A 24271-nucleotide genomic window follows, 5' to 3' on the forward strand; every position below is an offset into this window, starting at 1 on the left:
CACCCCATGGTGATCTGCGCCCCGTCTATGAAGGCGGTGCTGTGCTTTTGTGACAGCAACGTTACAGTTTCATGACAGTCGGCCTGAATCACCAAATTTCTGCAAAGATCAGTCAGAACCCGGTTTCATCGGCAGAATCACGCGGAATTCGGCCCCTTCGCCGGGGGTGCTGGTGATCTTGAGACGCCCGCGGTGACGGTTCATGATGTGTTTGACGATGGCTAATCCCAGCCCCGTCCCACCAAGAGCGCGGCTGCGGTGGCTGTCGACCCGGTAGAACCGTTCGGTCAGCCGTGGCAGGTGAATCGCATCGATCCCGGGACCATGGTCGCGCACGCTGACATAGACCGCGGGGCCGCGCATCGCCGGGTCATGGGCCGTGCGTTTGACCGAAATCTCAACCCGGTTGTCGCGCCCGCCATATTTGATCGCGTTCTCGATGAGGTTCGTGAAGACCTGCACCAACTGATCCGCATCACCCAGCACAAGGGCCGGTGCATCGCCCAGTTTGGGCGCCAGTGTCACATTGCTATCCACCGCCAGCGGCGCGAGGTTGCGCAGCGTGCCGCGCAGCACATCACGCACATCAACCGGCGCCTCGGGGCGCACGCGCTCTTCGGCCTCCACCCGGCTGAGTGACAAAAGCTCCCCCACCAGCCGGTTCATTCGTTCGGCTTCTTGCGCCATGATTCCCAGAAACCGCTCGCGCGCCGCCGTGTCGTCCCGTGCTGGGCCTTGCAGCGTCTCAATGAAGCCGATGAGCGCGGTGAGCGGGGTGCGCAGCTCATGGCTCACATTGGCCACGAAATCGCGGCGCATTTGGCCTGCCTGGGCCATCTCCGTCACATCGTTAAAACTGAGCAGGACAATCCCGTGGTCGCCCACCGGGCGGAGGCTGACGTCATAGGTGGTGCCATGTTCGCCGCCGGTGCTGGTAAAGCGCGCTTGGCAGGGCCCCGCGCCCGCGAGACAGCGCTCGACCGCTTCGACCAGCCCCGGCTGGCGCAGCGCGGTGACGAAATGGCGGCCCAGCAGCCCCTTGCCCAGCAGATCCTCGGCGGGCGCGTTCAGAACGGTGATCCGCTCTTCGGCATTGATGGCCACGCTTGGCAGCGGCAGCGCCGCCACCACATCGGAAAGGGTTACGGCGGTGCTGCCCATGTCAGAGCGGTTCAAGATCGCGGCGGAAGCGCGCGGCGTTCTCGGCATAGTGTTTGGCGCTCGCGGTCAACTGTTGGATCGCCTGCGCATCAAGCTCACGCACCACTTTGCCCGGCACGCCCATGACCAGAGACCCATCGGGGATCACCTTGTTTTCGGTGATCAGCGCCCCTGCCCCAATCAAGCAGTTTTTGCCGATCTTGGCACCATTCAGCACCGTGGCCCCCATGCCAATCAGAGAGTTGTCGCCGATGGTGCAGCCGTGCAGCATGACCTTATGGCCGATGGTGCAATCTTCGCCCACGGTCAGTGGATAGCCCATATCGGTGTGAAAGACGCAGTTCTCCTGCACATTGCTGCCGCGGCCCACGGTGATCATCTCATTGTCGCCGCGCAGGGTGCTGCCGAACCAGACAGAGGCTTCGGGGCCGAGCGTCACCTTACCGATGACATTCGCATCAGGGGCGACCCATGCATCGGGGGAGACTTCGGGGCGGGCATCGGCGAGGGCGTAGAGGGTCATTTCAATTCCTCGAATTCGGATTGCAGACGGCGAACGTGATCCTTGATGGCGGGCTGTTGGCTCAGCCGGAGGCGCGCGGCGGTGATGATGGACTTCAGCCGCGCCTCGGTCTGGTCGAGATCGTCGTTCACGAGCACGAAGTCATAGCCGTCCCAATGGCTGATCTCATCCCAGCTTTTGCCCATGCGCTTGGCGATGGTTTCGGCATCGTCCTGCCCCCGGCTTTCCAAACGGCGCTTCAACTCGGTGATCGAGGGCGGCAGCAGGAAGATCGACAGCGTGTGTGTGTTCAGGTCGGAGTTGCGGATCTGCTGTGCGCCCTGCCAGTCGATGTCGAAAAGGATGTCCTGCCCCTCGTCAATCGCTGCCTGCACGGGGGCCTTGGGGGATCCGTAGAAGTTGCCGAAAACATGGGCGTGTTCCAGCATTTCGCCCTCAGCCACGGCCTGCCGGAACTCCTCTTCGCCGACAAAGCGGTAATCCTTGCCATCCTCCTCGCCCGGTCGGGGGGCGCGGGTGGTGGCGGAGACCGAGAAGTTGATCGTCGGATCCCATGCGCGCAGGGCGCGGGCCATGGTCGATTTGCCCGCCCCGGAGGGGGAACTGAGGATGATCAGAAGGCCGCGTCGGCTTGGGTTTGTCACGTCTTACTCCACATTTTGCACTTGTTCGCGCATTTGGTCGATCACCGCCTTCAGGGCCAGACCGACAGTCGTCAATTCGGTGCTCTGCGCCTTGGAGCAGAGCGTGTTGGCTTCGCGGTTGAACTCCTGCATCAGGAAATCCAGCTTGCGCCCCACCGGCCCGCCCTGCCCGATCAGCGCGCGCGCGGCGGCGACATGGGCGGCAAGGCGGTCGATCTCTTCGGTGACATCGGCCTTGACCGCGATCAAGGCCAGCTCCTGCGCCACCCGGTCCGCATCCGCGCCCTCACTGTTGTCGAGCACGCGGGCGAGGTTGCGGCGCAACTGGGCAGCCGTTTCTTCCTTGCGGGCCTCGGCCAAAGCGGCGGCTTCGGCGGCGCGGTTTTCGACCTCGGTCAACTGCTCTTGCATTACACCGGCCAGCGCCGCGCCTTCCTGCGCGCGCATCTCGTTGAAATCATGCAGCAGGGTCGGCACTTCCGCCAGCAAAGCGGCGCGCAGCGCGTCGATGTCCTGTGCCTGATCGGCCTGTTCCAACACACCGCGCATGGAAAGAATATCGCTCGCCCGCGAGGGCGCCAGCGATACGCCGGCATCCATCGCACGGGCCTCGATCTCATGCAGGGCGGTCAGCAGCGTGTCGACATGCGCCTCGTTGATCTGCAAGCTGCCGTCACTCTCAGCCGAGGAGATGCGCAGGTTGCAGGTGATATTGCCCCGCGCCACCTCCGCCGAAATCTGCTTGCGCAGGGCGGCCTCAAGCCCCTCGACCCAATCGGGCACGCGCAGCCGCAGGTCGAGCCCTTTGCCATTGACCGCGCGCAGCTCCCAAGACCAGCTCCAACCCTCCAAAGCGCCGGAGGCAGAGGCGAAACCTGTCATGGACCTGATCATCGGCGCGTTCCTTGCAAGGGCGGTCATGTCCTGCCTTACGGCGAAACCCCCGCGAGGGGCAAGCCCCCGGCCCTTCGGCCCGGCGGATCCCTTGGCTCACGCGTTAACCACTTCAGCGAAAGCGTGACGAATTCCTTAACCGCCTGCGGTATTAATGATTTGGTAATCATTTCGGCCGCATTGTGCCGCTGTCGTTTCAAAAACGGCTGCTGTATTGGCCAAGTCCGTATGGGTGAGTTTCAATGGGCAATACAGGCCACACCGCGCAGAATGTTGTCGCCATGTCAGATCATCGGACGCATGTTGGCTATGGCCCGCTCGCGCAGGTCGAAGCCTATTGGGAGGCCCTGCGCGGCAACAGATTGATGCCGCGGCGGTCGGATATCGACCCGCGGGGGATCGAGCAGGCATTGGAATATGCCTTTATCCTCGAACGTGTCGCCGTGGGTGTCGGACGGTTGCGGATTGCGGGCGGCCATCTGCGCGATCTCATGGGGATGGAGGTGCGCGGCATGCCGATCACCGCCTTTTTCGGAACGCAGTCACGCCCCCGCGTCAGCGAAGCGCTGGAAGAAGTGTTTCAGATGCCCGGCCAAATCACGCTGCACTTGGGCGCGGCGGCGAGCTATGGGCGGCCTGCCTTGACGGGGCGGATGCTGCTCTTGCCGCTGAAAAGCGACCTGGGCGATGTCAGTCGGGTGCTGGGCTGTCTCGTCGTGCTGGGGGAGATCGGCCAAACCCCGCGGCGCTTCGATCTGGCGCAGGCCACGCGGCATAGCGCCTTTGGCGGGGTGGCCAAACCTCTGCGCCATGCCGATCCCTTGCAGCAGCCGCTTTTGCCACGCGAAACCGGATTCGCAGAGCCGAAAGCAAGCTTCACCGCCGCCCCATCGGGTGACATCCCGCCCTATCTGCGTCTGGTGAAGTCAGAGCAGGAATAGCCCGCCCGCCGTCCTCGGAACGCGAAAACGCCGCCCCGGAAAACGGGACGGCGTTTCTTTCGTCACAATCAAGTGCAGCCCGGGGCTGTTACCCTGCCGCCCGCGCCGTCTGTGCCACGCGGCGGTTCGACAACTCCTCGGCCACGAGGAAGGCCAATTCCAGCGACTGGCTGGCGTTGAGCCGCGGGTCACAGGCCGTGTGGTAACGGTCCGATAGATCCTCGTCGCTGACCGCCCGCACACCGCCGGTGCATTCGGTCACGTCTTGGCCGGTCATCTCGAAATGCACACCACCGGGGACGGAACCTTCGGCGTTATGCACGGCAAAGAATTCATGCACTTCGCGCAGCACGGAATCGAAGGGCCGGGTCTTGTAGCCCGTGGAGGATTTGATCGTGTTGCCGTGCATCGCGTCACAGGTCCAGACAACATTGGCGCCCTCTTCCTGAACGGTCTTGATCAAACGCGGCAGGTGATCGCCCACCTGCCCCGCACCAAAGCGCGAGATCAGGGTGAGACGGCCCTCTTCGTTCTCGGGGTTCAGCTTGGCCATCAACTGCTTGAGGTCATCGCTGGTCATCGAGGGACCACACTTCAGGCCAATCGGGTTTTGCACGCCGCTGGCAAACTCCACATGGGCCCCGTCGGGCTGCCGCGTGCGGTCACCGATCCAGATCATGTGACCCGAGCCCGCAAGCCATTTGCCGGTTTGGCTGTCACGGCGGCAAAGCGCCTCTTCATACTCCAGCAGCAGCGCCTCGTGGCTGGTATAGAATTCCACCGATTGCAGCGTATGCGCGGTTTCGGCGGTCACCCCTGCGGCGGCCATGAAATCAAGCGTGTCAGAGATGCGGTTGGCGATCTCACGGTATTTCTCGGCCTTTTCGTCGTCGGTGAATCCCAGCGTCCAGCCGTGAACCTGATGCACATCGGCATAGCCCCCGGTCGAGAAGGCGCGCAAAAGGTTCAGCGTGGCGGCGGCCTGCGTATAGGCGCGCAGCATCTTTTGCGGGTCGGGGATACGCGCCGCTTCGTTGAAGGCCAGATCGTTGATGATGTCGCCGCGGTAGCTGGGCAGTTCCACGCCATCCACCACTTCGGTCGGGGCCGAGCGCGGCTTGGCGAATTGACCGGCCATGCGGCCCAGTTTGATCACCGGCACCTTGGCCCCATGGGTCAGCACGATGGCCATCTGCAACATCACCTTGAAGGTGTCGCGAATGGCGTCCGAGCTGAACTGCTCAAAGCTCTCGGCACAGTCGCCGCCCTGCAAAAGAAAGGCTTCGCCACGGCCCGCGGCGGCCAGATGTTTTTTCAACCGGCGTGCTTCGCCCGCAAAAACGAGGACCGGATAGCGTGCCAGCTGTGCCTCAACCGCTTCCAATGCGGCTTGGTCAGGGTAATCGGGCATCTGGACGCGCGGTTTGCTGCGCCAGCTCGAGGTGCTCCAGTCTGTCATCTTTCTACTCCGCTCCACAGCGCCGAGTGTCGGCGCTTCGTGATCTTTCTCTATACAAAGGCGCGGGGAAAGTGACCAGAACCGAAATGCGCCCTATTGATGTGGCGTGAGGCCCGTGGGCAATGTTTCCGGCAAGTTCTGGCGGCCATGGCACATGTCGACAGAGACGACCTGAATAGAAAGACGCCGTGATGTCCCAACCGCGCCCGGCCACCCGCATGCCCCCCCAGACCGACAAGCCGCGGCGCTTCGTCTTTGTGTTGTTGGAGAATTTCACCCTGCTGAGCTTTGCCTCGGCGGTGGAATGCCTGCGGATCACCAACCGCATGCTCGAACGCGAGGTCTATGAATGGCAGGTCGTGGGCGAAAGCGGTGAGACCTGTGTAAGCTCATCCGGCGCGGTGTTCGCACTGGATGGCGGGCTTGCGGAGTTGGGCCGCGACGATACCATCATGATCTGTGGCGGCATCGGCGTGCAGGCCGCGACCACCAAGAAGCTGCTGGCATGGCTGCGCCGCGAGGCGCGCAAGGGGCTGGTTGTTGGCGGGCTTTGTACCGCGGCGCATACGCTGGCCAAGGCGGGGCTGCTCGACGGCAAACGCGCCACGATCCATTGGGAGAATCAGGACAGTTTCGGCGAGGAATTCGAAGAGGTCATTCTGACGAAATCGGTCTTCGTGGTCGACGGCAACCGGCTGACCACGGCGGGCGGCACGTCTTCTTTGGACATGATGCTGAAACTCATCGCCGATGATCATGGAGAGGAGACGGCCAATGCCGTGGCGGATCAGCTTATTTATTCCTCGATCCGCACCGACCAAGACACGCAGCGCCTGTCGGTGCCCACGCGAATCGGCGTGCGCCATCCCAAGCTTTCCCAAGTGATCCAGCAGATGGAGCGCAACATCGAAGAGCCGATCAGCCCCTCCATCCTCGCCCGTGACGTGGGCATGTCGACCCGCCAGCTAGAGCGTCTGTTTCGCCGCTACCTGAACCGCAGCCCAAAACGCTACTATATGGAATTGCGGCTGCAAAAGGCGCGCAACCTGCTGATGCAGACGGATATGAGCGTGATCAACGTGGCGCTGGCCTGCGGCTTTGCCTCGCCCTCGCATTTCTCAAAATGCTACCGGGCGCATTACCAGACCACGCCCTACCGCGAACGCGGCAGCCAATCCACCCGGCAGCCCGCCTGAGGGTCAGGGCGTGATCCGGTAGACGGTGCCGTTGACCTCTGAGATGAACCAGATCCCGCCCTCCGGCCCTTCGACGACATCGCGCACGCGGGCGGTCTCGTCGGTCTTGATTTGCGCCACCTCTTCCAGCGGCGTGCCGCTTAGCCGGGCGATATAGTCGAACTTGAGCGAACCGACGAAGATATCGCCCTCCCATTCAGGGAAAAGCGCGCCGGAGTAGACCATGAGCCCCGCAGGCGCGATGGAGGGATCCCAGTAAAATTCAGGCTGCGCCATTCCTTCTTTCGCGGTGCCCTCTCCGATCTTCTCGCCCGAGTAATGCTCTCCGTAGGAAATCACCGGCCAGCCGTAATTTGCGCCCTTGGTGATGCGGTTCACTTCGTCACCGCCCTTGGCCCCGTGTTCGGAAACCCATAGCCGCCCTTCCAGATCCAGCCCCGCGCCCTGCGGGTTGCGGTGGCCGTAGGACCAGATTTCAGGCAGCACGTCAGGGATGTCGATAAAGGGATTGTCGTCGGGGACTGAGCCGTCGCGGTTCACGCGGATGATGCTGCCGTTATGCGTGCTGCGGTCCTGCGCCGCCGGACGGTCGCCGCGTTCGCCAATAGTGACCAGCAGCGTGCCATCCGGTGCCTCGACCACGCGCGAACCGAAGTGCTGGCCGCCGCTGCTGCCGGGTTTCATGGCGAAAAGCTCGGTCAGGTTTTCCAGACTGCGGGTATCCTTGGACAGTTTCGCGCTGGCCAAGGCGGTCCCCGCGCCGCCACTCTCTTGGGGTTTGGCATAGGTCAGGAACAGCAGGCGGCTTTGCGCGAAATCCCCGGCCAAGGTAATGTCCAACAGGCCGCCCTGTCCGACCACGGCCACCTGCGGCAGGCCCGTGACCTCATGCCGAGCGCCGTCCTTTTGGTAGATCAGACGACCGGCTTTCTCGGTCACCAACAGACCGCCATCGGGGAAAGGCGCGACGCCCCAAGGGGCCTCCAGATTCTCGGCGATGGGCGTGATCGTCAGGCCGCTTTGTGCGCTGGCGGTGCCTGCGGCGGAAAGGCTGCAAAGGGTGAGGGCAGTGGCGGTCGCGATATGTTTGGCGAATGTCATGAGCAGGCTCCTGTGGGCATGGGGCTTGGGTCTAGACATAGCCAGCGACCCGCCCATTTCCACCATCGCGCCCGTATCCCGCGAAAAGCCTGCGAAAAACACTTTATAAATCGCCTTTTCTTTTTCGAAACCACAACCTAACGTTCGATCAGAACGAGAGTTCAACTAAGGGAGAGTACCAAATGAAAAAAATACTGATGGCCACAACGGCCGTTGCTCTGCTCGCCACGGGCGCGCATGCGGAAGACACTAAAATCGGCATTCTGCTGGGCTTCACCGGCCCGCTGGAATCGTTGGCCAATGACATGGCCGCCGGTGCCGAACTGGCGATTTCCGAGGTTAACGAGAGCGGCATGTTCCTCGACGGGGCCACCGTTTCGTCAGAGCGTGGCGACACTGGCTGTATCGACGCGGGCCTTGCAGTGGCATCGGCTGAGCGTCTGATTACCTCCGACCGCGTCAGCGGCATCGTGGGCGGCATGTGCTCGGGTGAAACCACCGCCTCGCTGCAAAACGTCGCCATCCCGAACGGTATCGTGATGATCTCGCCCTCCGCGACATCCCCGGCCCTGTCGACGGTCGAAGACAACGGCCTGTTCTTCCGCACCTCGCCGTCGGACGCGCGTCAGGGTCAGGTCATGGCCGACATCCTGAACGACCGTGGCATCAAGGAAGTCGCCGTCACCTATACCAACAACGACTATGGTAAAGGTTTGGCCGACAGCTTTGAGACCGCCTATAAGGAATCCGGCGGCACCGTGACCATCAACACCTCGCATGAAGACGGCAAAGCGGATTACTCCGCCGAAGTCGGCGCGCTGGCCTCTGCCGGTGGTGAGGTTCTGGTCGTGGCAGGCTATGTCGACCAAGGTGGCGCGGGCATCGTGAACGGTGCGCTGGACGCCGGTGCATTCGACGTCTTCATGTTCCCCGATGGCATGGTCTCTGACACGTTGGAAGAGAAATTCGCCGAGATCGCGGATGGCTCCTTTGGTCAGAACCCGAGTGCGGCTGGCGAAGGCCCAGACAACTACAAGAAGATGGGCAAGGAAGCCGGTTTCGAGCCGACCAATGCCTTTTCGCCTGAATCCTATGATGCGGCGGCGCTGATGCTGCTGGCGATGCAGGCCGCAGGCTCCAACGATCCGGCGGAGTACAAGGAAAAGGTGATGGAAGTCGCCAACGCCCCGGGTGAAAAAATCCTGCCGGGTGAACTGGGCAAAGCGCTTCAGATCATCAAAGACGGCGGCGACGTGGACTATGTCGGTGCCTCGGCGGTCGAACTGATCGGACCGGGCGAGAGCGCGGGCAACTACCGCGAGATCGAGATGAAGGACGGCAAGATGGTCACGGTCGGCTACCGCTGATCCGCGCTACTATCTAACCGCTATGAGAGGCCCGGTCGCAGTGCGATCGGGCCTTTTGCTTAGGAAATCGGCTTTTCTTCCTGGGATGCAGACAGTACAAATCCCCTATTGAGGACGTGGAAAACACGTCCCGTCTGGGAGGACAGGATGAAAAAGCAACGTATGGCCGTCTCGGTCAGGGCTTTGGGCATGTATTTTGCTGAACGTGATTTCGGCAATACGGCGCAATCTGCCTCTGACAAGGCAGCGCAGGGCTTTCTTCAGATCAGGACCGCAGCGGTCCCTTCCAAGAATCTCAGCACATTGTAAACAGGTATGGCGGCGCGCATCTGCCTGCGCGGCCCATATGACGACCAATAAAAACCAGCCACAAGGTGGCGGACACGGGGATGGACATATGATCGTCGTAGACGACGTACACAAACACTTCGGCGGGTTTCACGCCGTCGACGGGGCGAGCCTGTCGATCGAGAAAGGATCGATCACTGGTTTGATCGGCCCAAATGGCGCGGGGAAAACCACGCTGTTCAACGTAATTGCCGGCGTGCTTCAGCCCACTTCGGGCCGCGTCACCATGGATGGGGAGGACATCACCGGCCTGCCCCCGCATGAGCTTTTCCATAAGGGGCTTTTGCGCACCTTCCAGATCGCGCATGAGTTTTCTTCGATGTCCTGTCGTGAGAACCTGATGATGGTGCCGGGCAACCAGTCGGGCGAGACGCTGTGGAACACATGGTTCGGCACCAAACGCATCGCCAATGAGGAACGCGCGCTCAAGGCCAAGGCCGATGAGGTGCTGGAGTTCCTGACCATCGAACATCTGGCCGAACAGAAGGCGGGCCAGATCTCGGGCGGGCAGAAAAAGCTGCTGGAGCTTGGCCGCACCATGATGGTCGACGCCAAGATCGTTTTTCTGGACGAGGTCGGCGCGGGCGTGAACCGGACGCTGCTGAACACCATCGGCGACGCGATCATCCGCCTCAACCAAGAGCGCAACTACACTTTCGTCGTGATCGAGCATGACATGGATTTCATCGGCCGCCTTTGCGACCCGGTGATCTGCATGGCTGAGGGCCACGTGTTGGCCGAAGGCACGCTGGATGAGATCAAGGCGAACGAACAGGTGATCGAGGCCTATCTCGGCACCGGGCTGAAGAATAAGGACAAGGTAGGCGCATGAGCAATGATCCCTACGGCGACCGCGGCAACAAAGATTGGTCGGTCGGCAACGCGAAGGGCCAAGGCAGCATCATGCCCAAGGCCAGCGGCAAAACCCACCCCGCCCCCGGCGGCCCCTTCCTGATTGGTGACGGCATGACGGCGGGCTACGGCAACGGCCCCGACATCCTGCATGACTGCACCATCGCCGTGGACCGCGGCGAGATCGCGGTGATCGTCGGCCCCAACGGGGCGGGCAAATCCACCGGCATGAAGGCGGTCTTTGGCATGCTCGACATGCGCAAAGGCCATGTGCGGCTGGATGGTGAAGACATCACCGAACTCAGCCCGCAGGACCGTGTGGCCAAGGGCATGGGCTTCGTGCCCCAAACCTCGAACATCTTCACCTCCATGTCGGTCGAAGAGAACCTTGAGATGGGCGCTTTCATCCGCCGCGATGACTTTCGCGATACGATGGCGCAGGTCTATGACCTTTTCCCGATCCTCAAGGAAAAGCGCCATCAGGCGGCGGGTGAACTCTCGGGCGGGCAACGCCAGCAGGTGGCCGTGGGTCGCGCGCTGATGACCCAGCCCAAGGTGCTGATGCTGGATGAGCCGACGGCGGGTGTCTCACCCATCGTCATGGACGAGCTTTTCGACCGCATCATCGAGGTGGCCCGCACCGGCATCCCAATCTTGATGGTCGAACAAAACGCCCGTCAAGCGCTTGAGATCGCGGACAAAGGCTATGTGCTTGTGCAGGGGGCGAATGCCTTTACCGGCACCGGCAAAGAGCTTTTGGCCGATCCTGAAGTCCGCAAATCGTTTCTGGGGGGCTGAACATGGATCTGCTCAACGCTTTCATTGCACTTTCGAACTATGTGCTCATTCCGGGCATCGCCTATGGCTCGCAACTGGCGCTCGGCGCGCTTGGCGTGACGCTGGTCTACGGCATCCTGCGGTTTTCCAACTTCGCCCATGGCGACACGATGGCCATGGGCACCATGGCGACGATCCTGATGACATGGCTGTTCCAGTCCATGGGTCTGAGCCTCGGCGTGCTGCCGACGGCGCTTCTGGCCCTGCCCTTCGGCATCGCCTTTACCATGCTGCTGGTGCTCGGCACAGACAAGGTGGTCTACAAGTTCTACCGTGAACAAAAGGCCAAGCCGGTGATCCTCGTGATCGTCTCGCTCGGCGTGACCTTCATCTACAACGGCATCACCCGCTTTATCATCGGCGCGGATGACCAGAACTTCCTCGACGGCCAGCGCTTCATCATGTCGGCGCGGGATTTCAAAGAGATGACTGGCCTGCGAGAAGGTCTGGCCTTCAAGACCACCCAAGGCATCACCATCGTCACCGCGATCATCGTCGTCGCATTGCTGTTCTGGTTCCTCAACAAGACGCGGGCGGGCAAATCCATGCGCGCCTATTCCGATAACGAGGATCTGGCGCTCTTGTCGGGCATCAACCCCGAGCGTGTGGTGATGATCACATGGATGATCGTGGCCGCCTTGGCGACCATCGCAGGCACGCTTTATGGCCTTGATAAGTCGTTCAAACCCTTCACCTATTTCCAACTTCTGCTGCCGATCTTCGCAGCGGCCATCGTCGGTGGGCTCGGCTCTCCGGTCGGGGCCATCGCGGGCGGTTTCGTGATCGCCTTTAGCGAGGTCACGATCACATACGCGTGGAAAAAGGTGCTGGGCTATGTGATGCCCGAAGGGTTGCAGCCGGACGGCTTGGTGCAGCTCATGAGCACGGATTACAAATTTGCGGTCAGCTTTGTCATTCTACTGATCGTTCTGCTGATCAAGCCCACCGGCCTGTTCAAGGGGAAATCGGTATGACCCAGACTGTAAAAAACACGATCCTTTTCGGCATCATCGCCTTGATGATCATCTACACCGGCTTTGCCCAAAGCTGGAACTCGGCCCTGCTGATCATCGCGATGGGCCTGATCTCTTCGATCATGGCGCTTGGGGTGAACTTGCAATGGGGCTTTGCGGGCCTGTTCAACGTGGGCGTCATGGGCTTCGTGGCGCTTGGCGGTTTGGCGGCTGTGCTGGTCTCCATGCCCCCGACCGAGGGCGCTTGGTCCACCGGTGGTTTCGCCATTCTGGGGGCGCTGGCGCTTGGGGCGGGCACCGTGGTGGCGGCGGTCATGCTGATGAAACGCATGGCCCCCGGCACGCTGCGCACGCTTTCGGTGATTGCGGTGCTGGTCATCGGTTTCTTCGTCTTCCGCGCCCTGCTCGATCCTGCGGTCGAAGCGGTCGAGGCGATCAACCCCGCGCAGACCGGCTATCTCGGGGGTCTTGGCCTGCCGGTGCTGATCTCTTGGCCTGTGGGCGGTCTCTTTGCCGCTGGCGCGGCTTGGCTGATCGGCAAGACGGCCCTCGGCCTGCGGTCGGACTATCTGGCGATTGCGACGCTGGGGATTGCCGAGATCATCATCGCGGTGCTGAAAAACGAAGACTGGATGAGCCGTGGCGTGAAGAACGTGATCGGCCTGCCCCGCCCTGTTCCTTATGAGATCGACCTGCAAAACAACCCCGCCTTCGTGGAGCGTGCGGCGGGCCTTGGCTTTGATCCCGTGGACGCCTCGACGCTCTGGGTCAAACTGCTCTATATCGCGCTCTTCGCGGCGGTGCTGATCGTCCTGTTGTGGATGAGCCAGCGGGCGTTGCACTCCCCTTGGGGCAGGATGCTGCGTGCGATCCGTGACAACGAAGTCGCGGCAGAGGCCATGGGCAAAGACGTGACCGCGCGGCATTTGCAGGTCTTCATCCTCGGTTCCGCGATCTGTGGCATCGCGGGGGCGATGATGACGACGATGGACAGCCAGCTCACGCCCGGCACCTACCAGCCGCTGCGCTTCACCTTCCTCATTTGGGTGATGGTGATCGTTGGCGGCTCGGGCAACAACTTCGGCGCGATTCTGGGCGGCTTTCTGATCTGGTTCCTTTGGGTGCAGGTCGAACCGATGGGCCTGTGGCTGATGAACCTGATCACAGCCGGCATGTCCGAAGGCTCGGCGCTGAAGGCTCATCTGATCGAGAGCGCGGCGCATATGCGTCTGCTGACCATGGGTATCGTGCTGCTGCTGGTGCTCCGCTTCAGCCCGCGCGGGTTGATCCCCGAGCGGTAAAGCAGGTGGACCTTCGTGACATAAAAAAAGGGGCGCGGTAGCAATACCGCGCCCCTTTTTCATTTCTCAGGCCGCTTCAACGCCCTTTGAACAATCCGCCCAAGATACCGCGTACGATCCGGCGCCCGGTGGTGCCTTTCAGCTCTTTGATCACCGCGCTTGCGATGGCATCGCCGAAACCGTCCGATGCCTTACGGCTTGACCGGCTGCCGCCACTGCGCGCCCCGCCATAGCGGCGTGCTTTCTGGAACTCGCGCGCGGCCGCGTCCTCGGCCTCTGCCGCGGCTTCGATTTTTTCCGCCTCTTTTGCCGCAGCCTCCGCGCGGGCCTTCAGCATTTCATAGGCTGACTCGCGGTCCTGCACGGTCTCGTATTTCCCTGCCAAATCGGAGTCCGCCAGCACCGCCGCACGCTCTGCCACGGTAATCGGACCGAGCCGCGAAGACGGGGGGCGGATCAAGGTACGCTCCACCACACCCGGCACGCCCTTATGTTGCAGCATAGAGGTCACCGCCTCGCCAACGCCGACCTCGCGGATCGCCTCTTCGGTGTCGAAACGCGGGTTCTCGCGGTAGGTCTCGGCGGCTTGGCGCAGTTCCTTACGATCCCGCGCGGTAAAGGCGCGTAGCGCGTGTTGGATACGGTTGCCAAGCTGGCCGAGGATATCGTCGGGCACATCGGCGGGGTTCTGGGTGACGAAATAAACCCCGACGCCTTTGGAGCGGATGAGCCGCGCCACCTGTTCCACCTTGTCGACCAGCGCCTTGGGCGCATCGTCGAACAGCAGATGCGCCTCGTCGAAGAAGAACACGAGCTTGGGTTTGTCGCGGTCGCCCACCTCGGGCAGTTCCTCGAACAGTTCGGACATGAGCCACAGCAGGAAAGTCGCATAAAGTTTGGGCGAGGCCATGAGCTTGTCAGCGGCGAGTATGTTGATCCGCCCGCGCCCTTCGGCGTCGCAGCGCATGAGGTCCGAGAGCGCCAGCGCCGGCTCGCCAAACAACTGCGCGCCGCCTTGGTTCTCCAGCACCAGCAGCCGCCGTTGAATGGTGCCGACGGAGGCGGTCGAGACATTGCCATAGCGCAGCGCCAATTCCTTCGCATTCTCGCCGACCCAGACCAGTAGGGATTGCAGGTCTTTCAGATCCAAAAGCGGCATCCCTTCCTCATCGGCCACGCGGAAGGCGATGTTCAGGATGCCCTCCTGCGCCTCCGACAGGCTGAGCAACTGCGCGATGAGCAGCGGCCCCATCTCGGAAACCGTGGTGCGGACGGGATGGCCCTGCTCACCAAAGAGATCCCAAAAGGTGACCGGGAAGGATTGATAGCTATAGTCGTCAAAGCCGATCTTGGCCGCGCGTTCGGTGAAAGCGCCGTGCAGTTTGGCGGCCTCGCTCCCCGCGACGGCAAGGCCGGACAGATCGCCCTTCACATCCGACAAGAACACCGGCACCCCGGCATTGGCAAAGCCCTCAGCAAGGATTTGCAGCGTCACCGTTTTGCCCGTGCCCGTCGCCCCCGCGATCAGCCCGTGACGGTTGGCATAGCCAAGATCGAGGAATTGCTTTGTCGCATGGTCGGGACCGCCGCCGCCGATAAAGATGTCACTGCTCACGCTGGGGCCTTTCTGTCAATTTTAGCCATTCGTCCGTTCCACTAGAGCATACAAACTTAACCTTTGCGCGCCATAGTGAAGGCATCCCGCTCGCATGTCCTTTTATCGGGCGGGTGTACTTCCTCCCTGTTAGACTTGGCCGCGCCTTCGGGTGCGGCCCTTTTTCTGACCGGGGCCGTGCTAAAACCCTGACAGATTGACGCATTTTTCCTGTTGACCGGCATCACGCGCTTGCCTAACGTGGCATTAATAAGTCGGCCCAGTCCGACGGGGAGAAAGTACACGGAAAGGGGGCGCGCTGCGTCCCCTTTTGCATTTCTGGCGTTTAAGCCTCTGACATCGCGGGAAAACCGCGATTGCGGGGTCGGCATGAAATTGCCCGAACCTTGATCGAAATGCGGCCCTGGCCACTGACAATCCCGGGGCGGCGTGGTAAGGGGCGATAACGCAACAAATGTGGATATGACATGAGCAAGTTTATGACCGCCCTGCCGCTTTGTGCAGCGCTTGCACTGACGGCCCCAATGACGGCTTTCGCCCAGACCGCCACGGAAGAAGACACCGCCCAGACCGAAGAGCAGCAGCCCCAGCCCGGCACCAGCGGCAATGCTTCGCAGATCGAAGAGCAGCTGAGCCTCGGTGAAGATGCGGACAAAGACCCCGATCTGGGCAAGCCCTACACCAAGAAAGAGATCGGTGCTTGGGAGATGCGCTGCATCAAGACCGAAGAAGAAGTCGACCCCTGCCAGATGTACCAGCTCCTCGCCGATGGCGAAGGCGCGCCGGTTGCCGAAGTCTCGCTCTTCCGGCTGCCCGATGGGGGGCAGGCCAAGGCCGGTGCCACGGTTGTCGTCCCGCTTGAGACCGCCTTGCCCGCGCAGCTGACCCTGTCCGTCGACGGCGGCAAGGCCCGCCGCTATCCCTATGCCTTCTGCAACCCAGTTGGCTGCTATGTCCGCATGGGTCTGACCGATGCCGATATCGGTGCGTTCAAGCGTGGCAAAGAAGCGGTGCTGACCATCGTGCCCGCGCTGGCCCCAGATCAGGAAGTGAAACTGACACTTTCGCTCGACGGGTTCACCGCCAGCTACGACGAAGTTTCGGTGATCGAGCAGTAAGACTGGATTTTACCGATTTGAATGCCGCGCCCGACCTCGGGGGCGGCATTTTTTATGGCCGCGCGTCGCTTAGGCGCGGCGCAGTGCCAGCACGGCGTTCATCCCACCAAAGGCAAAAGCATTGCTGAGCGCCACATCGACCTGCGCTTGGCGCGCCTCATTGGGCACCACGTCGAGCGCGCATTCCGGGTCGGGTTCCTCATAGCCAATGGTCGGCGCGATCACCCCGTCCCGTAGCGCCATGATACAGGCCAGCAGCTCAACCGCGCCGGTGCCGCCGATTATATGACCGTGCATCGACTTGGTGGAAGAGATCATCAACCGGTCCGCATGGGTGCCAAACACATCCGCCACCGCCGCACATTCGGTCTTGTCATTCGCCGCGGTCCCGGTGCCATGGGCGTTGATATAGCCGACCTCATCGCGGTTGATGCCCGCGTCGGCCAGCGCCCCTTCCATGGCCCGCGCGGCCCCGGCTTTGGAGGGCATGACGATATCGCTGGCATCCGAGGTCAAGGCGAAACCGGCCACTTCGCAAAGAATCTCGGCCCCCCGCGCCCGGGCATGTTCATAGTCCTCAAAGACAAAGACCCCTGCCCCCTCGCCCTGCACCATCCCATTACGGTTGGCAGAGAATGGGCGGCAGGCATCGCGGCTCATCACGCGCAGCCCTTCCCAAGCCTTCACCCCGCCGAAGCAAAGCATGGATTCGGATCCGCCCGTCACCATCACCGGGTTCATGCCGGAGCGGACCATGGCAAAGGCCTGCGCCATGGCGTGGTTCGACGAAGCACAGGCGGTGGAGACGGTGAAGGACGGCCCGCGCAGGTTCCATTCCATGCTGACATGGCTGGCGGCGGCGTTGTTCATCAGCTTGGGCACCACGAAGGGATGCACCCGGTTTTTACCCTCTTCATAGACCGCGCGGTAATTGTCGTCCCATGTCGAGACCCCGCCCCCCGCCGTGCCCAGCACAACCCCGGCGCGGGCGGCCAAGTCATCGGTGAAGGTCAGGCCCGATTGCTCGATCGCCTCGCGGGCGGCGGTGAGGGTGAATTGCGTGAACCGATCATAAAGCGCGATTTGCTGGCGGTTGTAGCGGCCCTCGGCCTCGAACCCGCGCACCTGACCGCCGATGCGGATGGCCAGCCGCTCCACATCCCGGAACTCAAGCGGGCCGATGCCGCATTTGCCCTCGCGCATGGCCGCCAGCGTTTCGGGCACCGACAGGCCCAGAGCGTTGATCGTGCCCGCGCCGGTGATGACAACGCGCCGCATCGCTCAGCTCTGTTCGGCTTGTAGCCGTTCCACCCCGGCGACGATGCTGCGCACGGTCGAGATGTCGAAATCGCTTTCGCTGGGGCTGTTGGCGTTGAAAGGCACGTTGATGTCGAATGTCTCTTCAATCGCAAAGATGCATTCCACGACCCCCATGCTGTCGATCCCGAGGTCTTCGAGCGTGCTGTCGAGCGTGACATCCTCCGGCTCTATCATGGCCTGTTCGGCGAGGATGGTAATGACCTGATCCTGAGTGCTCATGCGGCGTCCCCCAACATATGTCCGCGGCAGGTTTAGTCAGCCTTGTCGGCTTTGGAAACCACCTTTTGCAGGGCCGCGACATCACGCAGCAGCTTGGGCAAACGGCGCAGCGCTTTATAGATCTCGGTCTGCTTGCTCATTTGGGTGGCAGGGTAGCCCAACATGGTGCGCCCCTCGGGCACGTTGGAAAGCACAATGGTCCCCCCGCCCGCGATCACCCGGTCGCCAATGGTGATGTTGTCGGCCAGACCGACCTGCCCGCCGAGCACCACATTGTCGCCCACGCGGGTCGAGCCGCCAACGCCCGCCTGCCCGCAGAGCAGGCAGTTTTTGCCGATCACAGCATTGTGGCCGATATGCACGAGGTTGTCGATTTTCGTGCCGTCGCCGACCTGCGTGTCGCGAATGGTGCCGTTGTCGATGGTGGAGCCCATGCCCATTTCGACATCCGCGCCGATGGTCACGGCGCCAAGCGAATGGATACGGGTCCAAGGCTGCGGGGCGGCATCGCCCTGATCGCCGAGCGTTTGCCGCGCGCTTTCCACGGTGGACAGCTCAGCCGTGACGAAAGAGAAACCGTCCCCGCCCAAGCGCACGCCCGATTGCGCGATGAAACCCGATCCGATGGTGACCCGCGCGCCGATGCTGACATGTTCGCGCAGAAAACAGCCATCGCCCAATGTCGTATCCACGCCGACAAAACACAGCGGCCCGATGACGCTGCCCGCGCCGATCCGCGCCCCGGCAGAGATCACCGCCAAGGGGCCGACCGAGACGCCCTCACCCAGCACGGCCTCGGGGTCGATCACGGCAGTGGGGTGGATGCCCGGCTTGAACCCCTGCCCCTTGTCGAGCATCCGCGTCACGCCAGAAAGCGCGTAGCGCGGGCGGTTGGGCAGGATCGCGGCCTTGAGGCCCAGGGCGCGCCAGTCGGCCCCTTCCCAAAGCATCGCCACTTCGGCGGCGCCATCGGTGAGGCTGCTGGCATAGCGCGGGTCCATCGCCAGCGCCATTTCGCCCGATTTGGCGCTGGCGGGTTCCGCGACGCCGCTTACCTTGAGTTCGATGTCGCCCTCGGCGCTGGCGCCGACGGCTTTGGCGATTTGCTGAACACTATAGGTCATTTCGGGCGGCCCTTACTTGTTGCGCGCCCGAGAGTTACCCCTGAACGCCGCGCAAGGCCACCCCCGCCTTGGAGAGCGCGTTCCAGATCAGCGCATCCCGGCCATATACGTCATCGCGGTATTCGGTATGGCCGCGGGCGTTGGTCACGGCGGTGCGGTAGATCAGATGCACCGGCACCTGCTCTTCGAGGACGACGCGCGTCTCGCGTCCGCTGCGCAGAATGGCCTGAAACTCGCCTTCCGGGTCCGCCGATTGCGGGGCCAGCAGCGCATAGGCGAATTCAAACGGCTCGGCCAGACGCACGCAGCCATGGCTGAACGCACGCACGTCGCGGGCAAACAGGCTCTTGGCCGGGGTGTCATGCAGGTAGATGTTGTATTTGTTGGGGAACATGAACTTCACCAGACCCAAGGCATTGGTCTTGCTGGGCGGTTGGCGCATGGCGAAGGGGAAGGTCCGCGCGGTGTAGCGGTTAAAGTTCACCGCGCCGCGGTTCACCTTGCGGCCCCGGCTGTCGGTAATCTCGATATGGTTGACCGCATAGGGGTTGCGCTTGAGCTGCGGCAGGTATTCCCCAGTGACGATCGACCGCGGCACATACCAGCTGGGGTTGACCACCATATGCTCCATCACGTCCGAGAATTCGGGCGTCGGACGGTCCTCGCGCGCGGCCCCCACGACCGAGCGGGTTTGGAAGGTGATCTTGCCATCGTCGATGATCTTGGCCGAGAAATCGGGGATGTTCACAAGGATATGGCGTTTGCCGCGGTCGGTGTTGAACCAACGCTCACGCTCAAGTGAGACCATGACCGATTGCAGCCGCTGCTCAACGCCGATGTTGATCTGTTTCATCGTGGCCGGACCGGCAACGCCATCGGTGTTCAGCCCGTGGGCCTCTTGGAACTGGCGCACGGCTTCGGTCAGGCTGGCGTCATAGCCCACGGCATTGGACCGTTCCAGAAAGCCCATGGCGATCAGGCGGTTGCGCAGGGCAATCACGTCATTCCCGGTATCGCCCGGCTCGAGTTTACCCGCAGGCACCGAGGGGCCCCAGCCGCCCTGGGAGAGCAGCTTTTCCATCGCGATCTTCTCTTTCAGCAGCGCATTATACTCAAGGCTGCGCGGCGGCAGGGCGCGGAAATAAGCGGCGGGCGTGGATTTGGGCAGGTCTTGCAGATAGGTCTTCCGGTCACGGTACGGAATTTCGCGCACGATCTGGCTGATGATCCGTTTGGGGATCAGTACGCCGGTCTGCACGTCGCGGGCATAGCGCAGGAACACGCGGCTCAACTCCACCTCGGCGAATCCGCGATCACGCGGGGTCTTGGCTGTGCGCAGCATCTCCAACACCGCATCGGGGTTGTAGCGCGTGACCGGCAGGCCATGATCATCTGCCGTGGTGATCGCCCGCATCAGTTCCGACCGGCGCGCGCGGTGCTCTTCGGCGGCCCCTGTCCAGATGGCGGTATAATCGTTCTCACGATAGAAGGCGGCGATATCATCGTCTTGGGCAGCAGCTTCGGCGACGGCTTGTTTGAAAGCGGTGACCTGCGCCGTGGCAGGCGCGGCAAGGACCAGTGCCGAAATCAATAGGGCAAACCCTGCGATAAATTTGGACAGTTGCCGTGAAAAAGTCGCGCTAAAACCCATGTCGTACCCCGTGAATATACCATTGCCGCCGCGCGACCCTATTGCCTGCCCGGTTTGCCAATAATACTACGCGCAAGTCCATTCAAATTTCCGTTCGCAGGAAAAACGCGTGATGGCCTGTGCGGATTGCGCATCGGTTGCCCCTGCAAACATTGGGTTTTTTAACCTCATTGCGCAAAAATTTGCCTAAATTCGAACCACTCGGGAACCATTCCGATTCAGCCCTTGGTCAGGTTTTCCCGCTATGCAATAACAATGTTGCATCTGGGGATGAGATGAATGGCCCATGTAACATCTTGGGTAACTTAGGCAGACGACGGGACAGAGACACATGACAGGCAAAAGCTCCTCGGGGATGACCCGGCGCGCCCTTCTCGGCGCATTCGCAGCAACCACCGTTGCAGCAGCTCCCACCTTCTCGAACGCGGCAGGCTTTCTACGGGGCGCAGGCGACATTCGCCGCATCCGCATGTATTCGGGCCGCACCGGTGAGCGGTTGGACATGATCTATTGGATCGAAGGCCACTATATCAAAGACGCCTTTGCCGAAATCAATCACTTCATGCGCGACTGGCGGACCGACGATGTCATCAACATGGACCTGCGCACCATCGACATCATGGCCGCGTCGCATAATCTGCTGGATGTGAACGAGCCCTATATGCTCCTCTCCGGCTACCGCAGCCCGAAAACCAACGCGATGCTGCGCTCCCGTTCCAGCGGTGTGGCCAAGAATTCGCTGCACCTCAAAGGTCAGGCCGCTGACCTGCGCCTCGCCTCGCGCTCGGTGCATCAGGTGGCCCGCGCGGCGATGGCTTGTCGCGGTGGCGGTGTCGGGCGCTACTCCGGCTCCAACTTCACCCATATGGACTGCGGCACAGTGCGCAGCTGGGGCGGCTGATCGCAGCCTCTCGGGCGGGATGAGTGAATTGTTAAGGGCGCCTTCGGGTGCCTTTTTTGTTGCCCGATTTTGTCGCCGGTGGGCTTTCGCTGGCCGTGGTACGGCTCTACGGTCGCGCCAAACACATGCCGGGGAGAGAGATGCAGATAGAAGCGGCGCGCATTGCGGTGATCGGTTTCGGGCCGCGCGGCCTTGGCGCGTTGGAGGCTCTGTCGCAACGGCTTACTAGGACCGAAGGGCGGATAGAGATCGACATTTATGAACCCGGCCCCCATCCCGGCGCGGGTCCGAACTTCGCCCCCTCGGAGCCCACCTATTGTCTGCTTAACATCCCAAACCGAGATATCGCGATCCGCCCGCCGAAGGGGTCGCGGGTCGGACATTTCGCGGAGTGGCAAGACCGCGCCGTAGATCCCGACAGTTTCCCCTCCCGCGCCGAAATGGGCCGCTACCTTATGGCGCGGCGGGACGATCTTTTTGCCCGGGGTTTTACGAAAACTGGCGTGACTTGCAGGGTGATCCCCGCCGCTGTGGCCCGCATCTCGCCCGAGGGGGCGGGTTGGCGTGTGCAATCGGAAAGCGGGTCGGAGGCCCTATATGACGAAGTGCTCCTCACCCTCGGGCAGCCCCCTGTCGAGCCGGACGCGCAGTGGGCCGATTGGGAAGAGCACGCGGCGCGGCGCGAGGCGGAGGTCGCGCAGGCCTATCCGGCGGCAGATCTGCGCGCGAGGGCGGCGGCATGGCGGGGCAAGCACGTCGCGATCCGGGGCTTGGGGCTCTCGACCTATGACGTGTTGCGTGGTCTGACCATGGCACAGGGCGGGCGCTTCGACGCGGCGGGCTATCATGCCTCGGGCCGGGAGCCCTGCCGCATTCTGCCCTTCTCGCTCAACGGGCAACCCCCCTTCCCCAAGCCACAGGCTGCCGCTTTCGACGCGCTGTTCAATCCCACATCGGAAGAGACCGCAGGTTTCTCAAAGGCCGCCACGGCTGCGGTCAGTGCGGCACCTGAAGCGGCGCCTTTGCTGATCTCTGACGCCCTCCTACCCGTGGTCGCGCGTATCCTCGCGCCTCACAATGTGCGGGCGGCGGAAATCGCGAACTGGTTGGAGGTGGAATGGTCAGACCCCGGCGCGCAGGACCAGTTGCCCCCAATGAAGGCGCTGCGCCATGGGATAGAACTGGCCGCCGGAGAGGTCGCGTCGAGTATTGGCTACACGCTCGGGCAGGTTTGGCGCAAATGGCAGGACGCATGGCGCGCGGCCTTCAACCCGGGCAAGGCGTCGCCCCAGACGGCCAAGCGGCTGATAGACTTCGATGAGGGGCTGAAACGATATTCCTACGGCCCGCCCCTCGCCTCCGCCCGGGAGCTTTTGGCTCTGATCGACGCAGGGCTGGTCGACCTGTCCTTCGCCACCAATCCAGAGATCACGAATAGCGCGCAAGGCTGGACATTGCAGGCGGAGGGGCACGCGGCGGAGGTGTCGGTCATAGTCGATGCGGTGCTGCCTGCGCCGAACCTCTCGGGCATCGCAGCACCGCCCCTGCCTGATCTCATCTCCCAAGGTTTGCTCTCCTCGCAGTCATCCGATCTGGCCGCCGCGACCGCGCCTGACGGGACGCTGCGCGCCCGTGACGGACGGCCCGTGCCCCGCCTTTGCCTGCTGGGGCGGCTGGCGCTCGGCAGTGTGACGGCGGTGGATTCCCTGCACGATTGCTTTGGCCAATCCGCCGACCGTTGGGCGCAGGGCGTGATCGACAGGCTGTCGGTTTGACACGCTGCCGCTTGGCTACAACAGTTTGTGATCCGGCCCGCGCGATGGAACGGCAAGGCGCTGAAACGGTTTCTCTTTCAACACGAGATTGAAGAATAGGGGAACGACGCAATGAAGAGACGACATTTCATCACCGGTGTAGCCGCCAGCGGTGCCGCCTTCGGCGGTGGCCTTGTCACACCTGCTTTGGCGCATCCGCCCAAGGAAATGCCGAGCTATGACGTGCCGCCAGAGATGATGCCGCGCAAAGTGCCAATCGCGGCAGGCGCGCCGCCCTATGAAATCCACGTCGATCCCGACAATTTCGCGCTCTACTGGACACTGCCCGACAATATGGCGTGGCGCTATACCGTGGGCGTGGGCCGCCCCGGTCTTTATGAATCCGGCGAGTTTTACGTTGGTGCCAAGAAGGAATGGCCGAGCTGGACCCCGACCCCAGGTATGATTGACCGCGAACCGGAGAAATACAAGAAATATGCCGATGGTATGGAAGGCGGTTTGGACAATCCGCTGGGGTCGCGTGCCCTCTATCTCTTTACCGAAGAGCGCGGCGATACCTTCTTGCGCATCCATGGCACCAATGACCCCAGCACATTGGGCAAACGCGTCTCGAACGGCTGTGCCCGTCTGGTGAACGATCAGATGGCCGAGCTTTATGACCGCGTGCCGATGAACACCCGCGTGGTGCTTTACGAACCCATCGGCTGAGTTTTCTTTCGGCCACATCAAGTAGCCCGGAGCGGAGAATATCCGCTTCGGGCTTTTTTTGTGCCTCTCAGTCGACCAGTAGGATTGAAACATTTCACACGGGCCAAAGAGGTTTGCCTGCGGTGGCGGCACACACGTTTCTGCGACGACTGTGTAACAGGTCTTGAACGCTTTTCGCGGGGCCGACTAGCGTCATGGGCCCCGGCCCGCGGCGCAGGGATAACCCATTAAGAACAGTATCT

Annotated in this window: 23 protein-coding genes; 12 read left to right on the forward strand and 11 right to left on the reverse strand. The window is 62.2% G+C overall.

Features of this window, described 5'->3' with window-relative positions; translation table 11 throughout:
• Positions 1 to 108: 108 nt before the first annotated feature.
• Genes ACGYLI_RS04880 through ACGYLI_RS04895 form a run of 4 tightly spaced genes read right to left on the reverse strand, consistent with a single transcriptional unit; the run spans position 109 to position 3222 of the window.
• The gene (locus ACGYLI_RS04880; protein ID WP_394417607.1) at positions 109 to 1161 is read right to left on the reverse strand and encodes an ATP-binding protein; all 1053 of its coding nucleotides are present in this window, start codon (positions 1159 to 1161) and stop codon (positions 109 to 111) included.
• Between the two features lies 1 nt (position 1162).
• A complete protein-coding gene (locus tag ACGYLI_RS04885) occupies positions 1163 to 1684 on the reverse strand; it encodes a gamma carbonic anhydrase family protein (RefSeq protein WP_271691305.1) in 522 nt (173 codons plus the stop codon).
• A complete protein-coding gene (gene gmk, locus ACGYLI_RS04890; protein ID WP_394401072.1) occupies positions 1681 to 2328 on the reverse strand; it encodes a guanylate kinase in 648 nt (215 codons plus the stop codon). Before gmk ends, ACGYLI_RS04885 begins: the two co-directional genes overlap by 4 nt.
• 3 nt (positions 2329 to 2331) lie before the next feature.
• Positions 2332 to 3222, reverse strand: coding sequence for a YicC/YloC family endoribonuclease (locus ACGYLI_RS04895; protein ID WP_394417610.1), 891 nt, complete (start codon positions 3220 to 3222; stop codon positions 2332 to 2334).
• 281 nt (positions 3223 to 3503) lie between these two features.
• Here ACGYLI_RS04895 and ACGYLI_RS04900 point away from each other — a divergent pair, with 281 nt between their 5' ends.
• Entirely contained in the window at positions 3504 to 4163 is a 660-nt protein-coding gene (locus ACGYLI_RS04900; protein ID WP_394417613.1) for a PAS domain-containing protein, read from the forward strand.
• An 88-nt stretch (positions 4164 to 4251) separates the two neighbouring features.
• Here the strand turns inward: ACGYLI_RS04900 and ACGYLI_RS04905 are convergent, their stop codons facing one another.
• Positions 4252 to 5622, reverse strand: coding sequence for a class II 3-deoxy-7-phosphoheptulonate synthase (locus ACGYLI_RS04905; RefSeq protein WP_271687274.1), 1371 nt, complete (start codon positions 5620 to 5622; stop codon positions 4252 to 4254).
• A 191-nt stretch (positions 5623 to 5813) separates the two neighbouring features.
• Here ACGYLI_RS04905 and ACGYLI_RS04910 point away from each other — a divergent pair, with 191 nt between their 5' ends.
• Positions 5814 to 6818, forward strand: a complete 1005-nt coding sequence (locus ACGYLI_RS04910; protein ID WP_394417615.1) for a GlxA family transcriptional regulator — start codon at positions 5814 to 5816, stop codon at positions 6816 to 6818.
• A 3-nt stretch (positions 6819 to 6821) separates the two neighbouring features.
• Here the strand turns inward: ACGYLI_RS04910 and ACGYLI_RS04915 are convergent, their stop codons facing one another.
• A complete protein-coding gene (locus tag ACGYLI_RS04915; protein ID WP_394417618.1) occupies positions 6822 to 7919 on the reverse strand; it encodes a PQQ-dependent sugar dehydrogenase in 1098 nt (365 codons plus the stop codon).
• Positions 7920 to 8101: 182 nt separating this feature from the next.
• Between ACGYLI_RS04915 and ACGYLI_RS04920 the strand changes: the two genes are divergently transcribed.
• The 6 genes from ACGYLI_RS04920 to ACGYLI_RS04945 all read left to right on the forward strand — a co-directional run bounded on the left by ACGYLI_RS04920 (position 8102) and on the right by ACGYLI_RS04945 (position 13598).
• Complete coding sequence (locus ACGYLI_RS04920; protein WP_067266789.1) at positions 8102 to 9286, forward strand: ABC transporter substrate-binding protein; 1185 nt, start codon at positions 8102 to 8104, stop codon at positions 9284 to 9286.
• A gap of 147 nt (positions 9287 to 9433) precedes the next feature.
• The gene (locus ACGYLI_RS04925; protein WP_156505744.1) at positions 9434 to 9595 is read left to right on the forward strand and encodes a hypothetical protein; all 162 of its coding nucleotides are present in this window, start codon (positions 9434 to 9436) and stop codon (positions 9593 to 9595) included.
• Positions 9596 to 9683: 88 nt separating this feature from the next.
• Positions 9684 to 10466 carry an ABC transporter ATP-binding protein gene (locus ACGYLI_RS04930; RefSeq protein ID WP_067266791.1) on the forward strand — a complete coding sequence of 261 codons (783 nt, stop codon included), beginning with the start codon at positions 9684 to 9686 and terminating at the stop codon, positions 10464 to 10466.
• Entirely contained in the window at positions 10463 to 11284 is an 822-nt protein-coding gene (locus tag ACGYLI_RS04935) for an ABC transporter ATP-binding protein (protein WP_271687269.1), read from the forward strand. Before ACGYLI_RS04930 ends, ACGYLI_RS04935 begins: the two co-directional genes overlap by 4 nt.
• Positions 11285 to 11286: 2 nt before the next feature.
• A complete protein-coding gene (locus tag ACGYLI_RS04940) occupies positions 11287 to 12297 on the forward strand; it encodes a branched-chain amino acid ABC transporter permease (protein WP_067261483.1) in 1011 nt (336 codons plus the stop codon).
• Positions 12294 to 13598: a branched-chain amino acid ABC transporter permease gene (locus ACGYLI_RS04945; protein ID WP_394417621.1), complete on the forward strand. Its 1305-nt coding sequence runs from the start codon at positions 12294 to 12296 to the stop codon at positions 13596 to 13598. The genes ACGYLI_RS04940 and ACGYLI_RS04945 overlap by 4 nt, the downstream gene beginning before the upstream one ends.
• A 76-nt stretch (positions 13599 to 13674) precedes the next feature.
• Here the strand turns inward: ACGYLI_RS04945 and ACGYLI_RS04950 are convergent, their stop codons facing one another.
• Positions 13675 to 15213 (reverse strand): helicase HerA-like domain-containing protein, encoded by a 1539-nt coding sequence (locus tag ACGYLI_RS04950; RefSeq protein WP_394417624.1) that lies wholly within the window; start codon positions 15211 to 15213, stop codon positions 13675 to 13677.
• A 467-nt stretch (positions 15214 to 15680) separates the two neighbouring features.
• Between ACGYLI_RS04950 and ACGYLI_RS04955 the strand changes: the two genes are divergently transcribed.
• Complete coding sequence (locus ACGYLI_RS04955) at positions 15681 to 16331, forward strand: invasion associated locus B family protein (RefSeq protein WP_209217784.1); 651 nt, start codon at positions 15681 to 15683, stop codon at positions 16329 to 16331.
• Positions 16332 to 16400: 69 nt separating this feature from the next.
• On the opposite strand, the gene ACGYLI_RS04960 is transcribed toward ACGYLI_RS04955, so the two are convergent.
• From ACGYLI_RS04960 to ACGYLI_RS04975, 4 genes are read right to left on the reverse strand one after another with little or no spacing between them, the layout of a single operon-like run.
• Positions 16401 to 17609, reverse strand: a complete 1209-nt coding sequence (locus ACGYLI_RS04960) for a beta-ketoacyl-[acyl-carrier-protein] synthase family protein (protein WP_394417627.1) — start codon at positions 17607 to 17609, stop codon at positions 16401 to 16403.
• Positions 17610 to 17612: 3 nt separating this feature from the next.
• Positions 17613 to 17870: an acyl carrier protein gene (locus ACGYLI_RS04965; protein WP_209217782.1), complete on the reverse strand. Its 258-nt coding sequence runs from the start codon at positions 17868 to 17870 to the stop codon at positions 17613 to 17615.
• Between the two features lie 32 nt (positions 17871 to 17902).
• Positions 17903 to 18994 carry a UDP-3-O-(3-hydroxymyristoyl)glucosamine N-acyltransferase gene (gene lpxD, locus ACGYLI_RS04970; RefSeq protein WP_394417630.1) on the reverse strand — a complete coding sequence of 364 codons (1092 nt, stop codon included), beginning with the start codon at positions 18992 to 18994 and terminating at the stop codon, positions 17903 to 17905.
• 34 nt (positions 18995 to 19028) lie between these two features.
• Positions 19029 to 20645, reverse strand: coding sequence for a murein L,D-transpeptidase (locus ACGYLI_RS04975; protein ID WP_394417632.1), 1617 nt, complete (start codon positions 20643 to 20645; stop codon positions 19029 to 19031).
• 331 nt (positions 20646 to 20976) lie between these two features.
• Between ACGYLI_RS04975 and ACGYLI_RS04980 the strand changes: the two genes are divergently transcribed.
• The 3 genes from ACGYLI_RS04980 (at position 20977) to ACGYLI_RS04990 (ending at position 24029) form a co-directional block, all read left to right on the forward strand.
• A complete protein-coding gene (locus ACGYLI_RS04980; protein WP_067267369.1) occupies positions 20977 to 21546 on the forward strand; it encodes a DUF882 domain-containing protein in 570 nt (189 codons plus the stop codon).
• Positions 21547 to 21593: 47 nt separating this feature from the next.
• Complete coding sequence (locus ACGYLI_RS04985) at positions 21594 to 23321, forward strand: FAD/NAD(P)-binding protein (RefSeq protein ID WP_394417635.1); 1728 nt, start codon at positions 21594 to 21596, stop codon at positions 23319 to 23321.
• Positions 23322 to 23432: 111 nt separating this feature from the next.
• Complete coding sequence (locus tag ACGYLI_RS04990; RefSeq protein ID WP_394417638.1) at positions 23433 to 24029, forward strand: L,D-transpeptidase; 597 nt, start codon at positions 23433 to 23435, stop codon at positions 24027 to 24029.
• Positions 24030 to 24271 lie beyond the last annotated feature (242 nt).

Origin of the sequence: Sulfitobacter sp. 1A13421 (assembly GCF_043557285.1) — a bacterium.
Classification (GTDB): Bacteria; Pseudomonadota; Alphaproteobacteria; order Rhodobacterales; family Rhodobacteraceae; genus Sulfitobacter; species Sulfitobacter faviae.

What these genes read in the sequence shown, in the direction of transcription:
- ACGYLI_RS04880 (WP_394417607.1), bottom strand. Translation starts at nt 1,161, where the DNA reads ATGGGCAGCACCGCCGTAACCCTTTCCGATGTGGTGGCGGCGCTGCCG.
- ACGYLI_RS04885 (WP_271691305.1), bottom strand. Translation starts at nt 1,684, where the DNA reads ATGACCCTCTACGCCCTCGCCGATGCCCGCCCCGAAGTCTCCCCCGAT.
- ACGYLI_RS04895 (WP_394417610.1), bottom strand. Translation starts at nt 3,222, where the DNA reads ATGATCAGGTCCATGACAGGTTTCGCCTCTGCCTCCGGCGCTTTGGAG.
- ACGYLI_RS04900 (WP_394417613.1), top strand. Translation starts at nt 3,504, where the DNA reads ATGTCAGATCATCGGACGCATGTTGGCTATGGCCCGCTCGCGCAGGTC.
- ACGYLI_RS04905 (WP_271687274.1), bottom strand. Translation starts at nt 5,622, where the DNA reads ATGACAGACTGGAGCACCTCGAGCTGGCGCAGCAAACCGCGCGTCCAG.
- ACGYLI_RS04910 (WP_394417615.1), top strand. Translation starts at nt 5,814, where the DNA reads ATGTCCCAACCGCGCCCGGCCACCCGCATGCCCCCCCAGACCGACAAG.
- ACGYLI_RS04915 (WP_394417618.1), bottom strand. Translation starts at nt 7,919, where the DNA reads ATGACATTCGCCAAACATATCGCGACCGCCACTGCCCTCACCCTTTGC.
- ACGYLI_RS04920 (WP_067266789.1), top strand. Translation starts at nt 8,102, where the DNA reads ATGAAAAAAATACTGATGGCCACAACGGCCGTTGCTCTGCTCGCCACG.
- ACGYLI_RS04925 (WP_156505744.1), top strand. Translation starts at nt 9,434, where the DNA reads ATGAAAAAGCAACGTATGGCCGTCTCGGTCAGGGCTTTGGGCATGTAT.
- ACGYLI_RS04930 (WP_067266791.1), top strand. Translation starts at nt 9,684, where the DNA reads ATGATCGTCGTAGACGACGTACACAAACACTTCGGCGGGTTTCACGCC.
- ACGYLI_RS04935 (WP_271687269.1), top strand. Translation starts at nt 10,463, where the DNA reads ATGAGCAATGATCCCTACGGCGACCGCGGCAACAAAGATTGGTCGGTC.
- ACGYLI_RS04940 (WP_067261483.1), top strand. Translation starts at nt 11,287, where the DNA reads ATGGATCTGCTCAACGCTTTCATTGCACTTTCGAACTATGTGCTCATT.
- ACGYLI_RS04945 (WP_394417621.1), top strand. Translation starts at nt 12,294, where the DNA reads ATGACCCAGACTGTAAAAAACACGATCCTTTTCGGCATCATCGCCTTG.
- ACGYLI_RS04955 (WP_209217784.1), top strand. Translation starts at nt 15,681, where the DNA reads ATGAGCAAGTTTATGACCGCCCTGCCGCTTTGTGCAGCGCTTGCACTG.
- ACGYLI_RS04960 (WP_394417627.1), bottom strand. Translation starts at nt 17,609, where the DNA reads ATGCGGCGCGTTGTCATCACCGGCGCGGGCACGATCAACGCTCTGGGC.
- ACGYLI_RS04965 (WP_209217782.1), bottom strand. Translation starts at nt 17,870, where the DNA reads ATGAGCACTCAGGATCAGGTCATTACCATCCTCGCCGAACAGGCCATG.
- lpxD (WP_394417630.1), bottom strand. Translation starts at nt 18,994, where the DNA reads ATGACCTATAGTGTTCAGCAAATCGCCAAAGCCGTCGGCGCCAGCGCC.
- ACGYLI_RS04975 (WP_394417632.1), bottom strand. Translation starts at nt 20,645, where the DNA reads ATGGGTTTTAGCGCGACTTTTTCACGGCAACTGTCCAAATTTATCGCA.
- ACGYLI_RS04980 (WP_067267369.1), top strand. Translation starts at nt 20,977, where the DNA reads ATGACAGGCAAAAGCTCCTCGGGGATGACCCGGCGCGCCCTTCTCGGC.
- ACGYLI_RS04990 (WP_394417638.1), top strand. Translation starts at nt 23,433, where the DNA reads ATGAAGAGACGACATTTCATCACCGGTGTAGCCGCCAGCGGTGCCGCC.